Below are 15,820 nucleotides of genomic sequence, written 5' to 3'. Positions count from 1 at the left end.
GATAATTTATCTCTCGTATAAAACTAATTAAAGAATAAAAACAATTATAGACCTATGTTTTTAATAGCAACAAAATCAACCTTCAGAAACCATAATTATTTTTCTCTATCACTACTTATTGTCATAACATCTTTGTTATTCTCATGTCAGGAGAAAAAGCAAATCACCACAGATAAAAAGAGTAAACCCAATGTTATATTAATATTGGTAGATGATCAAGGCTACGGTGATATTGCCGCATTGGGTAATCCATATATTAAAACACCTAATTTAGACAAGCTTCATTCACAAAGCGCCCGATTTACAGATTATCATGTAAATCCTACTTGCGCACCAACAAGAGCTGCATTATTAACAGGTCATAATGCAAATAGGGCAGGTGTTTGGCATACCATAAACGGAAGGTCTATGTTATTGGAAACTGAAACGACTATGGCTCAAATATTCAAGGATAATGGGTATTCAACCTCCATGTTCGGGAAATGGCATTTAGGGGATAATTATCCTTTTAGACCACAAGACAAAGGTTTTGATGAAGTTCTATCACACGGTGGCGGTGGAATGGAGCAAACAATGGATTATTGGGATAACGACTATTTTGACGATATGTATGTTCATAATGGAGAGCTTAAAAGATTTGAAGGTTATAGCACAGATATTTGGTTTAATGAAGCTATTAAGCATATCGAAAAAAATAAAGACCAACCCTTCTTTTGTTACTTGCCAACGAATACGGCTCATTCGCCCTACTTTGTAGCCGATAAGTATATAGAGCCTTATACGGATAATGATAGTATTCCTTTACCTGCGTTTTATGGTATGATTGCGAATATTGATGAGAATGTGGGCAAGCTTGTTACTTATCTAGAAAAGTCAGAACTTATGGATAATACCATCTTGATTTTTACAACGGATAACGGTACGGCTCAAGGCGCTAAAACCGACGGGCATAGATTAGACGGTTTTATAAAGAAAGGCTTCAATGCCGGTATGCGTGGGGTCAAGGCAAGTAAGTATGAAGGTGGACACCGAGTTCCATTGTTTATTCATTGGAAGAATGGAGGAATAACCCTAGGGAAAGATATTGATGAACTAACTGCACATTTTGATGTACTACCTACATTGGTAGAGATGTGCGATTTAGAAGTAGATTCGGCTATCGATTTTGATGGTAAGAGTTTACTTCCGCTTATAAATGGAGAAACAGAAGAGTTCAATAATAGAATTGTCATTACTAACTCTCAACGTACCGAAATTCCAGAACCATGGCGTAGAACATCATTAATGCAAGGAAAATGGCGATTGATTGATAGTACTGAATTATATAATCTGGCTACTGATCCAGAACAGCGGATAAACATTGCCCAAAATTATCCTGATAAAATTGCGGAGTTCAAGGAAGCTTACAATACTTGGTGGCAAGATTTACTTCCGGGTTATGAAGAACTACCACGTATCTATGTTGGGCATGAGAAAGAAAATCCTGCAAAGTTATATTGTCATGATTGGCATACGGATGGTGATAGTCCGTGGCATCAAAGACATATTCGTACAGGCTATATGGATATTGGGCTTTAAAAGTTGTTGAAGCAGGTACGTATTCAGTTAAACTTAGAAGATGGCCAGAGGAAACAAAATTGGCATTAAATGCAGAAGCAGCAATAAGACCTGCAAAAGAAGGTACTAGTGTGTCCGCAAGTAAGCCAGGTAAATCTTTACCTATTACTAAGGCAAGATTAAAAGTGCAACAGGTTGATAAGGAAATCGATGTAGATCCTACCCAGGAATATGCAGAATTTACTGTTGATTTGACCAAAGGAGATACAGAACTTCAAACTTGGTTTACATTAGAGGATAAAGAAACCTTGGGAGCTTATTTTGTTAGTGTAGAAAAACTAGAATAGGCTAAGTGCTTGATTTTTAGAATTTAATTTTATCCTGATTCATAATTTATCAAAAATGAACTATGAGTTATAATTAAATTAGAGCTAAAATCCCATATTGCATTGTATCGGAGTTAATCTATAAAAAGAGTCATAAGTCTAATGAATAGTAACTATTTAAAAGCATCAATATTTCTGCTGTACACTGTGGTTTTTAGTTATAGTTGTGCTCCAACGTTAAAAGTACTGGAGTTAACTGATTCTTTAGAGGTAAATGCCAAGTTGTTATACGAAGAAAATTTTGATGATAACTTAGATGCTTGGCAAGTGGAACAAATGGAAGGGGGCAGCAGCATCTTAAAAGACAGTAAACTAGAAATAGATGATGTTGCTGGTTGTACAATTTGGTATAAGAAAGAGCTGTCTGGACCTATTATGATTGAGTATGATACGTATATCATAGATGAAGGAGGTGCTAATGACCGGGTTTCTGATATGAATTGTTTTTGGATGGCAACTGATGTTGAGAACCCAGAAAATTTGTTCGCAAAATCGGCATCTAGACATGGTAAGTTTTCTAACTACGATAATTTACGCCTGTATTATATGGGTGTGGGTGGTCATGATAATACAAAAACGAGATTTAGAAGGTATGTAGGTAATGGAGAAAGACCATTGTTAAAAGAGCACGATTTTACTAAAAACGAGTATCTTTTAGAGCCGAACAAAAATTATCATATTAGAATTATTGCCTACAATAATGTAATTCAATATTATAGGAACGGAGTTAAAATGATTGACCTATATGACGAAGATCCATATACTAAAGGTTATTTCGGATTTAGAACGGTCAAAAACCATATGACCATTGATAATTTTAAAGTGTACAGATTAAAACAATAATAAAAATATAATTAAATGTCTACAACGTATAAAACAAGATATGCTTCTAGTCCAGAGGCAGTTAAACAATATGATACTACAGCTTTACGCAATGAGTTTTTGATTGATGACCTTATGAAAAAAGGAGAGATCAATCTTACTTATACGCATTACGATCGATATATTGCTGGTTCAGCAGTTCCTGAAACAGCTTTGCAATTGGAAAGTATTGATCCTCTAAAAGCGGAATTTTTCTTGGAAAGAAGAGAAATGGGGATAATCAACGTTGGTGAAAGCGGTTCTGTTGAGGTAGATGGTAAAACTTATAGTCTAGGGCATAAAGATGCTTTATATATTGGCATGGGAGCTAAAGATGTCGTTTTTAAGAGCGATGACGCTAATAACCCTGCTAAATTCTACATCAATTCGGCTCCAGCACATACAACGTATCCAACCAAAAAGGTAAGTTTAGAAGAGGCTAATAAATTAGAATTAGGGTCTTTAGAAACAGCAAACCATAGAACGGTAAGCCAAATGATTATTGGTGGTGTGGTTACCACTTGCCAATTGCAAATGGGAATGACAAAATTGAAAACAGGTAGTGTTTGGAACACGATGCCGGCTCATGTTCACGACCGTAGGATGGAGGTCTATTTTTATTTAGACGTTCCAGAAGGTCAGGCAGTATGTCATTTTATGGGGCAACCTCAAGAAACACGTCATATATGGATGCATAATCATCAAGCTGTAATTTCTCCGCCATGGTCTATTCATTGTGGTTCAGGAACGTCTAACTATACTTTTATTTGGGGTATGGCGGGTGAAAATCTAGACTACAGCGATATGGATGTAGCAGCAATAACAGAATTAAAATAAAATTATGTCTACGGAACTATTTAATTTAAAAGGAAAAGTTGCTCTTGTAACTGGCAGTACACATGGTTTAGGTATGGCTATGGCCAAGGGCTTAGGTATGGCCGGTGCTAGATTGATAGTTAATGGTAATTCATCGCAATCTAAAATAGATGATGCTGTAGATTATTATAAGTCTTTGGGCATTGATGCATATGGATTTAAGTTCAATGTCACGAATGAAGAAGAAGTAATCAAAGCTATAAATGACATTCAAAGTAAGGTTGGTTCAATAGATATACTTGTAAATAATGCAGGGATAATTAAACGAACTCCTTTGGAAGATATGGAAGTTGAAGACTTCAAAGAAGTTATCAACGTTGATTTGGTGAGTCCGTTCATTGTGTCAAAGCACGTGGTAAAAACCATGATAGCAAAGAAACAAGGTAAGATTATCAATATTTGCTCAATGATGAGTGAGTTGGGTAGAAATACCGTTGGTGCATACGCTGCTGCAAAAGGAGGTTTAAAAATGTTGACCCAAAATATGGCTACGGAATGGGCAAAACATAACATACAGGTAAATGGTATAGGACCGGGTTATTTTGCAACCAGCCAAACAGCTCCAATACGTGTAGATGGTCACCCGTTTAATGAATTTATTTTGAATAGAACGCCAGCTGCAAAATGGGGAGATCCAGATGACTTGGCGGGAGCGGCAATATTTTTATCTTCAAGAGCTAGCGATTTTGTAAATGGACATGTTCTATATGTTGATGGTGGTATTCTAGCTACCATAGGTAAACCAAGTAATGAAAGCTAAAATTATGATCAATCTAAACTCTCTAAAGTATTGTACGGCTATCTTAACCTTGTTTTTGATTGGTTGTGCAAGCGAAAAACCGTTACAAATACAAGTAACTAATAATTTGGATATAAATCGTTCTTTCGAGACTGTTGAAATTGATTTAAGTCTTTTGAAATCAAACGAAGAACTTAAGCTTACAGCCGGAAAAACATATAAAATCAGTGAAGTAGGTACTACTTCAGAATTGGTTTCACAGTTAAGTGATACTGATGGGGATGGTACTGCAGATGTATTATTGTTTCAGCCAACAATAGATGCGAATTCAAGTAAATCTTTCACTATTGGTCTTAAAGATATTGAAGATCAAACAGATGAGATTCCTACCTGTTATTCACGATTCGTTCCTGAACGTACAGATGATTATGCTTGGGAAAATGATAGGGTCGCATTTAGAACATATGGTCCTGTTGCACAAAAAATGATAGAAGACAATGTGCCTGGTGGTACATTGTCTAGTGGAATAGATGCTTGGTTAAAAAGAGTAGATTATCCTATCATTAATAAGTGGTATAAAAAAGAACTAGAGACAGATGGGTCTTATCATGAAGATGACGGAGAAGGTTTAGATAATTTTCATGTGGGTACTAGTAGAGGAGTAGGTGGTATTGCAATTAAGGTAGATACTGCATATCAATTTTCAAGAAATTTTACAGATTATAAAACTATTGAAACCGGACCGATTAGAACTAGTTTTTGGATTATGTATGCACCATGGAAAGCAGGAGATAAAACCATAGAGGAAAAGAAATATATTTCTTTGGATCGAGGAAGTAACTTGTCAAAATTTAGGGTTGAAATTGACGGGTCGGAAACACTGTCTGTAGGTCTTACACTCCATGAAAAAGATGGGGAAACAACTACAGATGTTGAAGAAGGTTGGGTAAGTTATTGGGAACCATATTTTGGCTCAGAATTAGGAACTGGTGTTGTAGTTCCTTCAAGCGCTATGTTGGGATATGATAAATATGTAACCGATGCCAAAGATTTAAGCAACTTATACGCACAAATAAAAGTAGTTGACGGTGAAGCAGTGTATTATACAGGATTTGGCTGGAAAAAAAGTAAACAATTTAGTTCAAAAGAAGAATGGAACAACTATTTAAAGCAATTTGCTAAAAAGATAAATACACCATTACAAGTAGAATTAGTGCAATAAAATATTCAGATAATCTGTATACTTTCTGAGTTTGTTTACTCATACTTAAATATACAGATTATCTGTTTTTATTAGTTTATTTTCTTAATAAGATGGTTAGGAAAGTCTAATGTTCTTTCACAACAAACCTGTTCCATCACCTGTTGCAATTCGGTTTTTAATAATGAGATAGTATGGTTGCCACCTTCATTTCCTAAGGCGGCTACTCCGTACATAAATGATCGCCCTAAGAAAGTAAACTCTGCACCAGAGGCCATAGTTCTGGCAATATCTGGACCAGAGCGCAAACCACTATCCATCATTACCTTAATTTGATTGCCATACTTCTCTGCTATTCTGGTCAATGGTCTAATTGTAGATTCCCCTGCATCTAATTGTCTTCCGCCATGGTTAGAGACAATGATACCATCTATTCCTAAGCGAATAGCTTTTTCAGCATCCATTTCAGACGCTACACCTTTTAGAACTAATTTGCCTTTCCACATATCGCGAATAGGCTTAATCTTTTCCTCGTTTAATCTACCGGTAAAGGTTTGGTCCATAAACTTGCCTAGTTGTTTTAAATCTAAGTTTTTAGGCATATAGGGTTTTAGTGTTTCAAAATTAGGCTGCCCATGAATTAGCGTTTTCATAGCCCATTCTGGTTTACCTAGAATTTGGAGTATATTTTTTACACTCATATTTGGAGGCATAGCCAAACCATTTCTAATGTCTCGTGGTCTAAAACCAAAAGTAGGTACATCTGATAAAATTACGAGAACTGGACATTCTGCCTGTGCAGCTCTATTGATCATGTCGTCTCGTAATCTATTTTCCGTTGGATGATATAATTGAAACCAAGCCTGGCCTTCTGTTATCTCAGAAATTCTTTCAATACTACTTGTAGATACCGTGCTTAATACAAACGGTATGTTATGTTCAAATGCAGCTTTGGCTAAAATTTCAGGAGCGTTTGGCCACATTAGACCTTGTAGACCAACTGGTGCAATACCGAAAGGAGCATCGTATGTATGACCAAATAACTCGGTTTTCATATCAGAACCTGTGTGCTTACTTAGGTAACTAGGAGATAATTCTACCTCTCTTATTTCTGCAGTATTTTTTATCAGGTTTACATCTTCATTACAACCACCGTCCAAATATTCAAAAGCAAATTTTGGAATTTTCTTCTTTGCTTTATTTCGTAAGTCGGTAACAGAAGGGTAGTTGTTGTTTATGGTAAGTTTGGCTTTACTCATAATTCAAATATTTTGTTCATTAATCGCCATTTTTCTCCAGGTTTAGAATTTGGTATAGCTTTTTGGTATTTCCACATCAAATTCTCCCATTCTTGGACTTTAAGGTTATTTTTATCTGCTTCTTGTTTCTTCTCAAAAGAGAATAAGACATTCGTCTCCATAATCATGAATAGCCGATTTTCAACTAGATAAATTTCTAGTTTTTCAATGTGAGAATCTTTGATACTTTCAATAATTTCTGGCCATACCTTTTTATGGTGTGTAATATATTCATTTATAAGAACAGCATCATTCTTTAAATCTAAAGCAAAACAATATTTTTTATTTTCCATTTAGTTCTGATAGTATTTATTGGTCATTTGCCCATAAAAAGCGATGATTACAAAACAGATCAAAGGTAAAATGAAGGAGAAATTTACTTCAGATAATCCTAGAATTTGAGTGTCATTCACACCAAATCCGCCAATATCAATAATTTTTCCTTGTAGTCCTGGCATTAAAGCCCCACCTACAATGGCCATAACTAAACCGGCCGCGCCAATTTTTGATTCTTCTTCTTCTAAATTCTCTAAAGCTATACCGTAAATGGTAGGAAACATAACCGACATGCATAGCGACATGGCTACCAGGCAGTAAAGTCCTATTTCGCCCACTAAAAACATGGTTCCGAGTGATGCTAAAATAGCAGCAAAGGCGTAAATTAAAAGTAGTTTACCTGAGGATATAAATCTTAAAAGATATGTACCAATAACCCTACCCACTAAAAATAAAATAAAAGCTACAATTTGATAATTGGCAGCAGTTTCGCTATCCATGCCAATAGCTTCTGCATATTGGTAAATATAGGTCCAACACATAATTTGTGCTCCTACGTAGAAAATTTGCGCAACAACACCAAAAACGTATTTTTTGTTTTTCTTCAAAGAATTAAAAGTATGGCTTAAACTGGGTATGGAGCCATCACCTTTAGATTGTGGCATTTTACTAACTGCAATAAGTACTAAAATAGCCAGTATTACCAGCCCTAAAATAACATATGGGTCTCTAATAACCATTAAATCTGATGTTCTAATGAGTGCTTTTTTAGATTCTGATAAAGCACTATAATTCTCTATATCGTCTGATTGTAGATTTTTTAGTACAAATTGTTGCGCCACCAAAAGCCCCAATAAAAGTCCTATAGGATTAAAAGCTTGAGCCAGATTTAACCGCTGAGTCGCTGTTTTTGGGTCTCCCATTGCTAATATATATGGATTAGCAGTAGTTTCTAAAAATGCTAGACCAAAAGTTAAAATATATAATCCCAAGCAAAAGAACCAAAATTGTTCTGTAATTGCAGCAGGATAAAAAAGTAACGCTCCTGTGGCATACAAAGCTAGACCAATAAGTACACCCACTTTGTAAGAGTATTTTCTAACAAACAGCGCTGCAGGTAACGCCATACAGAAATACCCTCCGTAGAAAGCCATTTGTACCCAAGCCGCTTGTGAATTAGAGAGTTCTAAAACTTTTTTAAATGCCTGTACCATTGGATCGGTAACGGCATTTGCAAATCCCCATAGCGCGAATAATGATGTAATTAAAATAAAAGGCAAAAGCGCTTTTTTAGAAACTATTGGTTTTTTATCAATATTCGACATTGGTGGTTGGTTTAGAATTAGGTAATTAATTTATAATCTAGGCTAATGTTATAATGCACGATCTAAATGACTATAACCACCATCTACAAATATTAATTGACCAGTAGTGTGGCTAGATTTTTCAGATAATAAAAATGCAACCATATCTGCAATTTCCTCAACTGTGGTCATTCTGTTTTCTAAAGGAATTTTTTCTGTAATACCCTTTAATTTTTCTTCAGGGTTGGGTAGAGAGTTTATCCATCTATCATACAAAGGCGTATAGCATTCCGCAACAATTACAGCATTAACTCTAATGGAGTAGGGTAAAAGTTCTACCGCCCATTCTCTAGTAAGTGCATTTCTACCACCATTTGCCGCAGCGTATCCAGAAGTTCCCCCTTGTCCGGTTACCGAAGTTTTAGATCCAATATTTACAATAGCGCCTTTATTCTTTTTTAGTTCTGGCAATGCATAATGTGCCATCATATAGTAATGCGTAAGATTTCTTGAGATAGATTTCATGAAGTCATCATGGTTACCTGCTTCTAAGCCTACAGAATCATTTACTCCTGCATTGTTGACCAAGCCATCTATTCTTCCAAATCTAGAAATACAACTATCAACAGCTTCCTTACACTGTTCTGGGTTTGTAAGCTCGGCAAAAGCATAACCAGCCTGGCCACCGCTTTTTTCAATCTCTGAAATAACTGAAACGATATTGGCTTTGTTTCTTCCTAAGATGTAGGGAATTGCCCCCTCTTTGGCAAGGCTAATACTTATTCCTCTACCAATACCAGATGAACCTCCAGAAACGATTATAATTTTATTTTTCAATTTTAAATCCATGGTTTGGTATGTTTTATTTTTAGATAGATATAATTTAAATAGTTATTCCGTAAAAATTTATGGCATTCAGCCCCATAACTTGCTGTTGTTCTTGGCTGGATAATTTCTTAATATAGGTAGTCACTATCTCCTTTGTTTTTGAGTAATTTCCAGATAATAGACATACGGGCCAATCTGATCCATACATGATACGATGCGCCCCGAATTCTTCAAAAATCACATCAATATATGGGATGAAATCTTCAGTTTTCCAATTATGCCAATCTGCTTCTGTGGTTAAACCTGAAAGCTTGCAATACACATTGGGCAATGCTGCCAGTGTTTTAATAGCTGTTTTCCAAGTTTCTATTTCCCCAAATTTTATGGAGGGTTTTGCTATATGATCAAGTACAAATTTTTGATCCGGAAATTTTGAAACTAAGGTTGCACAGTTTTGTAATTGATGTGCATAAATTAATAAGTCGTAGGTTAAATTTAAGGGTGCTAGCTTATTAATTCCATTAAGAAACGTTTGGTCAAGCATAAAGTCATCCTTTTCCGCCTGTAAAATATGACGAACCCCTTTAAAGAGTGTATCTTGACTAAAATATTTTAAGCGATTTTCAACACCGGTATCACTAAGGTTTACCCAGCCAACAACACCTTTAATGAACTTGTTATTTTTAGCTAAATCCAATAAAAATTCAGTTTCTTGTTCAGACTGGTCTGCCTGTACTGCAATGCAACCATCAACATTGTTTGTTTTAAGAATGGGTTCAAGATCAGCAGGTAGAAAATCTCTCTGAATGATTTTCATAGTATCATCTATCCAACTATCTCTAACCGAATCATACTTCCAAAAATGTTGATGGCTGTCAATTATCATTTTGTATATGCCTTGGCTACTTGTTTAGAACTACCTAGTTTTTCTATACCTAATTCAACCACGTCACCAGGGTTTAAATATCTTGGAGGGTTGAATCCTAAGCCTACACCAAAGGGTGTTCCTGTTGATATGATGTCACCTGGTAAAAGTGTCATGTATTGACTAATATAACTAACCAATTCAGGCACATTGAAAACTAAATCTTCAGTATTGCTATTCTGTAATAATTCACCATTTACTTTTAGCCATAGATCTAAGTTATGTGGATTAGCAACTTCATCTTTAGTAGCTAAAAATGGACCAATAGGAGCAAAAGTGTCACAGCTTTTTCCTTTTACCCATTGTCCCTCTTTTTCTAATTGAAATTCTCTTTCACTATAATCATTATGCAGCATATAACCTGCAACATAATCCATGGCATCCGCTTCTTCTACATAACTGGCTTTTTTACCTATTACTACTGCTAGCTCTACTTCCCAATCGGTTTTTTTACTGTTTTTAGGAATTATTACATCGTCATTAGGACCTACAATGGCAGAAGTGGCCTTAAAAAATAAAACAGGTTCGGTTGGTACTTTCATTCCACTTTCTGCTGCATGCTTTGCGTAATTTAAACCAACGCAAACAATTTTAGAGGGTTTTTTAAGGGGAGGAGCCAAGCGTGTGCTCTTGTCTATTTTTGGTAGATTTTCTGCTTTTTCATCAAGCCAAGATTTTAGTCGGCTTAAGCCATCGTTATTAAAAAATTGTTCATCATAATCTTCTCCAAAACTAGAAGTATCTACCCATTCTCCATTTTCAAGGATTACACCTGGTTTTTCATTCTCTATTGTTCCAAATCGTATTAATTTCATGCTATATATTTTATCCGTTAAGTTTTATGAATCCCCCATCAATTGGGAAATCTGTTCCTGTAATAAATGAAGCCTCGTCAGAACACAGGTAAAGGGCTAGGTCAGCTACTTCTTGGGGTTTACCCATTCTGCCAATTGGTTGGGTTGCCGATAATTTATCGAACATTTCTTCTTCTTGCCCAGGATAGTTGTTTTTTATAAATCCGTCAACAAAGGGAGTGTGTATTCTAGCAGGGGAAATACTGTTGCAACGAATACCATCCTTAACATAATCCTTCGCAACAGAATACGTCATGGTAAGCATAGCTCCTTTACTCATAGAGTATGCAAAACGATCATCTATACCTACGCTTGAAGCAATTGATGTCATGTTGATAATAACGCCACCATTTTCTTTCATCTTTGGTATTAAGGCATACATACAGTTATAAGGACCTTTTACATTTACTTCATATATGCGGTCTAAATCTGCTTCTGTCGTTTTTTCAATATTTCCAACATGAGCAATCCCCGCGTTGTTGATTAAAATAGATACGTTATGCTTAGCTGTAATTTTATCTATGATATTGGTAACTTGTTTTTGCTCGACTACGTTACAATTATAGGCAAAAGCGTTACCACCTTCTTCTTTAATTACGTTGACGGTACTTTCTGCATTATCCGCGTTTAGTTCTAAAATATGAACTGTAGCGCCCTGTGCGGCAAAAGTGGTAGAAATAGCCTTTCCTATGCCGCTACCGCCGCCAGTAATAATTACATTTTTGCCTTTTAGGTTAAACTTCATGTATATTATATTTAAATATTCTGTAATTCTTTTTTCCAAAATTCACCATCGGGAAAAGTATAGGTATCTAAAGAATCTTCTTTCATTGTAATACTATAACCTGGTAATTTTGGAGGCATATAAGCTCCATTTTTTATAACAACCGGGTCGTAAAAATGTTCATGTAAATGATCTACATATTCAATGATTCTATTTTCCATAGTTCCACTGATAGCTATATAATCTATCATGGATAAATGTTGAACATACTCACAAAGACCAACACCGCCCGCATGTGGACAAACAGGAATATTGAATTTAGCGGCCATTAATAAAATGGCTAAAATTTCATTTACCCCACCAACTCTGCAGCTATCTATTTGACAGATACCAATAGCACCTGCTTGCATTAGTTGCTTAAAGATAACTCTGTTTTGACAATGTTCGCCAGTAGCAACCTCAATTGGTTTTACTGCCTTGGCAATTTTAGCATGTCCTAATATATCATCAGGACTTGTAGGCTCTTCAATCCACCAAGGGTTAAATTTTTTAAGCGATTCCATATTGGTAATGGCTTCATCAACATCCCATTTTTGATTGGCATCCATCATAAGCTTTAAATCATCGCCAATTTCTTCACGAATAATTGCGGCGCGTCTCATATCATCCTTAAGATCTGATCCCACCTTAATTTTCATATGTTTAAAACCACTTTCTTTTGCCTCTTTACAAAGACGTCTCATTTTATCGTCAGAATAACCTAGCCAACCGGCAGAGGTAGTGTATGCTGGATATCCTTTTTCTTCTAAAAGAGCAATGCGTTCTTGTTTAGTAGCCTCATTTTTAGATAATATTTCTAGGGCTTCTTGTGGTGTAATGGCATCGGTAATGTATGTAAAGTCTATACATGAAACCAGTTCCGCAGGGGTCATGTCTGCTAAAAGTTTCCAAAGTGGTTTCTTTTCGACTTTGGCATATAAGTCCCAAACAGCATTTACAATAGCGCCAGTAGCTAAATGGATTACCCCTTTTTCTGGACCTAACCATCTTAATTGGCTATCACCGGTAATCATTTTCCAAAAAGCTCCCATGTTTGCAGTGAAACTTTCTAAAGATTTACCAATAACCAGATGAGAAAGAGACTTTATGGCTTGGGTGCAAAGTTCGTTACCTCTACCTATAGTAAAGGTGAGTCCATGACCTTCATAGCCTTCAGGGGCATTTGTTTTTAAAATGACATATGCAGCACTATAATCTGGATCTGGGTTCATAGCATCTGAACCATCTAAAGATTTGCTTGTAGGAAAACGGATGTCCCTCGCTATTACATCAGTAATTATGATAGAATTTGACATTGATTTAGTTTTAATCAAAAATATCTCAACTAACACCTTAAAACCACCTAATAAAATACCAAATTCGATACTTTTTTTGCATTATGATTATAAATGTTTTTTATGTTGGCTTAAAAAGGAGGAAGGAGATTCATTTTTTATAATTCTAAACTGTCTATTGAAATTGGAAATATTTCCGAAACCACATGCATAAGCAATTGATGTAATACTCTCTTTGTTTTCCAATAACATTTTACATGCAAAGCCAATTCGTATTTCATTTAAAAATCTAGTAAATGGTTTACGATGTATGGTTTTGAAAAACCTACTGAATGCAGAAGCGTTCATATTGGCTAATTCAGCAACGTCTTTAGAACTTATAGGGGTATGAAAGTTTTGATAAACGTATTCATATATAGTATTTAGTCTTTTGTTTTCCGTTTGATGAAAAGTATTGATGAAACCATTACTAGATAATAAAGTGTAATGTTGCGTCTGTTCTAGTTTACTTAAAATTTCAATTATTCTTGTTATTTTGATAGCAGGATTAAGACTACTTAAATTAAGTAACTCATTTTTTATATTATCAGTAACGTTGTTAAATTTAATTCCTTGGGTCGCTTTTTTTAAAAGATGAGATATAGGTTGCATTTCTGGCAATGACAAAAACTCTTTGCCTACAAAATTATCTTTAAAATGCACTGACACCGCCTGAGCGGTAAGACTTGAATTTTCTTCGAAATATGCCTCGTCATTTAACCACATATGTGGTACGTTTTTACCTATTAATATTACTTCACCAGATTGAAATTTTTCAATGCTATCACCTACAAATCTGGTTCCGGTACTCTTTATAATGTAGACCAATTCTAATTCTTCATGAAAATGCCAAACCTTTAAAAAGTTCTTATAATTATTTTGAGATACAGTAATTGAAGTATTTCCTGTACTGGACCTATCTAGTAAATGAAGTTTCATTTCATGAATTTAGTACAAAATACGAACTATATTGAATGTATAAAAAATATCTAATATTAGAATGAGCGTTGAAGCAGATTGTTTGTACTTATATACAAATGATTAGGGCGAAAACAACATTGTTGTTTTCGCCCTAATCATTAAAAAATAAACATCACACAAAGTCTAAAACTTTATGTATTTACATCCTAATATCTTGTTTTGTCGTTTTTAGATGCCCAGTTATTAAAAACTTCAACAGCTTCTTCTTGTAACATTTGTTTAAAGTGAATTTGTCTGTCTTGCATGTCCACTTCCAATTCGTCATAAATAAACTGGTCATCAAAATCTATCGCTTTTGCATCTGCTTTATCACAACCATAATAAACTGCTTTTGGTCTAGCCCAATAAATGGCACCAAAACACATAGGGCAAGGTTCGCAAGAGGTGTAAATAATGCAATCTGTAAGTTGAAAAGTACTTAATTTTTTACAGGCATCTCGTATAACAACCATTTCTGCGTGTGCAGTAGGGTCATTTGTAGAGGTTACTTTATTATGACCTTCGGCAATAATTTCTCCGTCTTTTACAACTACAGCACCAAAAGGGCCACCTGCATTAGAGTTCATTCCTTTTGCTGCCATTTCAATGGCTCTTCTCATAAAAAACTCGTGATCTTTCGTCATATTTCTATAATTCTAATAATATATTGTTGAGTAAATGGGGGTGCAAATTACGTCATTTATATACAATTCTAGGGCTAGTGTTTTTTGAACATGAAAGATATTTTTTAGGGGAATGTTAAAATAATTATGAAAGATTAGGATAATAATACGACTGAATGTTAAAACCGACCAATTTTAAAAAGATTTAAGAGCATTATTGTTTAGGTAATATTTTTTGCATTTGCAGCTCCATAAAATCTATTCAACTGTCGTATGAAGTAACTCTGTTAAATTTATAGCTTCTGTATACAATTGATAATCAGTAATATTGGTTTCTGTTAAAATTATAATTTGAAAGCAATAACTAAATATTGGTTCCTGGAAGGATTTAGCCTTTTTAAAAAGTTAGGGATGCCTTCTATGATGAAACTATGTGATTTTTTAGAAATGGATCATGTAGATAAAGGCAGTGTCATTGAAATAGGAGCACGAGATAGAAAATGCATTTTCTTTTTGAAAAACGGATCTGTCAAAATTATGGACTCAGAAAGTGACATTGTAAAGTATGTCGTTAAGAAGGGAAATATTTTTGGAGAACTATCCATTTATGATAAAGATAGTTCATCTAAAGAAGTAGCCATAGCTCTAGAAGACGTAGTAATTTGTTATATAGAATCTGATATGATGGAAGATTTGATGGAAGAACATAAATCTTTAAAAAATGGCTTGCTAAAAATTTATGGCCTCCGCATTAGAAAATTAGAGACAAGACTTCAAGACCTGTTATACAAAGACAGTAAAACAAGAATCTCTGAATTTATTAAAGCCTACATAGAAGAGTTCGGTGAAAGTAATAAGGAAAGGGTAATTGCAAAGAATCTTCTTTCTCACAAAGATATTGCCAACTTAACAAACACTTCTAGACAGACGGTCAATAACGTATTAAGTACAATGCGTAAAGACAACGTCATTGATTATGATTCAAAATTTATATCATATTCACAAACCACTTTAAGTACAAACACTAAGTAAACC

General features: G+C 34.9%; 17 protein-coding genes. 7 read left to right on the top strand and 10 right to left on the bottom strand.

What is annotated here, in order from left to right; translation table 11 throughout:
• The first annotated feature begins 54 nt into the window (after window positions 1-54).
• The 6 genes from P178_RS22380 to P178_RS0118715 all read left to right on the top strand — a co-directional run bounded on the left by P178_RS22380 (window position 55) and on the right by P178_RS0118715 (window position 5,641).
• The gene (locus P178_RS22380) at window positions 55-1,578 is read left to right on the top strand and encodes an arylsulfatase (RefSeq protein WP_197026821.1); all 1,524 of its coding nucleotides are present in this window, start codon (window positions 55-57) and stop codon (window positions 1,576-1,578) included.
• Entirely contained in the window at window positions 1,530-1,904 is a 375-nt protein-coding gene (locus tag P178_RS23490; protein WP_197026820.1) for a hypothetical protein, read from the top strand. Before P178_RS22380 ends, P178_RS23490 begins: the two co-directional genes overlap by 49 nt.
• 141 nt (window positions 1,905-2,045) lie before the next feature.
• Window positions 2,046-2,786 (top strand): DUF6250 domain-containing protein, encoded by a 741-nt coding sequence (locus P178_RS22375; protein ID WP_051638359.1) that lies wholly within the window; start codon window positions 2,046-2,048, stop codon window positions 2,784-2,786.
• A 15-nt stretch (window positions 2,787-2,801) separates the two neighbouring features.
• Window positions 2,802-3,641 carry a 5-dehydro-4-deoxy-D-glucuronate isomerase gene (kduI, locus tag P178_RS0118725; protein WP_027067673.1) on the top strand — a complete coding sequence of 280 codons (840 nt, stop codon included), beginning with the start codon at window positions 2,802-2,804 and terminating at the stop codon, window positions 3,639-3,641.
• Window positions 3,642-3,645: 4 nt separating this feature from the next.
• The gene (locus P178_RS0118720; RefSeq protein WP_027067672.1) at window positions 3,646-4,440 is read left to right on the top strand and encodes a gluconate 5-dehydrogenase; all 795 of its coding nucleotides are present in this window, start codon (window positions 3,646-3,648) and stop codon (window positions 4,438-4,440) included.
• A complete protein-coding gene (locus P178_RS0118715) occupies window positions 4,430-5,641 on the top strand; it encodes a DUF4861 domain-containing protein (RefSeq protein WP_231500570.1) in 1,212 nt (403 codons plus the stop codon). Before P178_RS0118720 ends, P178_RS0118715 begins: the two co-directional genes overlap by 11 nt.
• Window positions 5,642-5,712: 71 nt before the next feature.
• Here the strand turns inward: P178_RS0118715 and P178_RS0118710 are convergent, their stop codons facing one another.
• From P178_RS0118710 to P178_RS0118665, 10 genes are all read right to left on the bottom strand, one after another.
• The gene (locus P178_RS0118710; protein ID WP_027067670.1) at window positions 5,713-6,879 is read right to left on the bottom strand and encodes an alpha-hydroxy acid oxidase; all 1,167 of its coding nucleotides are present in this window, start codon (window positions 6,877-6,879) and stop codon (window positions 5,713-5,715) included.
• The gene (locus P178_RS0118705; RefSeq protein WP_027067669.1) at window positions 6,876-7,211 is read right to left on the bottom strand and encodes an L-rhamnose mutarotase; all 336 of its coding nucleotides are present in this window, start codon (window positions 7,209-7,211) and stop codon (window positions 6,876-6,878) included. The genes P178_RS0118710 and P178_RS0118705 overlap by 4 nt, the downstream gene beginning before the upstream one ends.
• Entirely contained in the window at window positions 7,212-8,519 is a 1,308-nt protein-coding gene (gene fucP / locus P178_RS0118700; RefSeq protein WP_027067668.1) for an L-fucose:H+ symporter permease, read from the bottom strand. It lies immediately after the preceding gene.
• Window positions 8,520-8,567: 48 nt separating this feature from the next.
• Complete coding sequence (locus P178_RS0118695; protein ID WP_027067667.1) at window positions 8,568-9,347, bottom strand: SDR family oxidoreductase; 780 nt, start codon at window positions 9,345-9,347, stop codon at window positions 8,568-8,570.
• Between the two features lie 34 nt (window positions 9,348-9,381).
• Window positions 9,382-10,212: an amidohydrolase family protein gene (locus P178_RS0118690; protein WP_027067666.1), complete on the bottom strand. Its 831-nt coding sequence runs from the start codon at window positions 10,210-10,212 to the stop codon at window positions 9,382-9,384.
• Window positions 10,209-11,066 carry a fumarylacetoacetate hydrolase family protein gene (locus P178_RS0118685; protein WP_027067665.1) on the bottom strand — a complete coding sequence of 286 codons (858 nt, stop codon included), beginning with the start codon at window positions 11,064-11,066 and terminating at the stop codon, window positions 10,209-10,211. The genes P178_RS0118690 and P178_RS0118685 overlap by 4 nt, the downstream gene beginning before the upstream one ends.
• A 10-nt stretch (window positions 11,067-11,076) precedes the next feature.
• A complete protein-coding gene (locus P178_RS0118680) occupies window positions 11,077-11,850 on the bottom strand; it encodes an SDR family NAD(P)-dependent oxidoreductase (RefSeq protein WP_027067664.1) in 774 nt (257 codons plus the stop codon).
• A gap of 11 nt (window positions 11,851-11,861) precedes the next feature.
• Window positions 11,862-13,184 carry an L-fuconate dehydratase gene (locus tag P178_RS0118675; protein WP_027067663.1) on the bottom strand — a complete coding sequence of 441 codons (1,323 nt, stop codon included), beginning with the start codon at window positions 13,182-13,184 and terminating at the stop codon, window positions 11,862-11,864.
• A gap of 87 nt (window positions 13,185-13,271) precedes the next feature.
• Window positions 13,272-14,141, bottom strand: coding sequence for an AraC family transcriptional regulator (locus tag P178_RS0118670; RefSeq protein ID WP_027067662.1), 870 nt, complete (start codon window positions 14,139-14,141; stop codon window positions 13,272-13,274).
• A 188-nt stretch (window positions 14,142-14,329) separates the two neighbouring features.
• Entirely contained in the window at window positions 14,330-14,806 is a 477-nt protein-coding gene (locus P178_RS0118665; protein ID WP_027067661.1) for a nucleoside deaminase, read from the bottom strand.
• A 330-nt stretch (window positions 14,807-15,136) separates the two neighbouring features.
• Between P178_RS0118665 and P178_RS22370 the strand changes: the two genes are divergently transcribed.
• Window positions 15,137-15,817, top strand: coding sequence for a Crp/Fnr family transcriptional regulator (locus P178_RS22370; RefSeq protein WP_155941671.1), 681 nt, complete (start codon window positions 15,137-15,139; stop codon window positions 15,815-15,817).
• The last annotated feature ends 3 nt before the right edge of the window (window positions 15,818-15,820 follow it).

The organism is Maribacter sp. Hel_I_7 (assembly GCF_000688315.1).
Classification (GTDB): Bacteria; Bacteroidota; Bacteroidia; order Flavobacteriales; family Flavobacteriaceae; genus Maribacter; species Maribacter stanieri.
The sequence above is the reverse complement of the archived record's forward strand: the minus strand, read 5'-3'. Positions and strand labels throughout refer to the sequence as shown.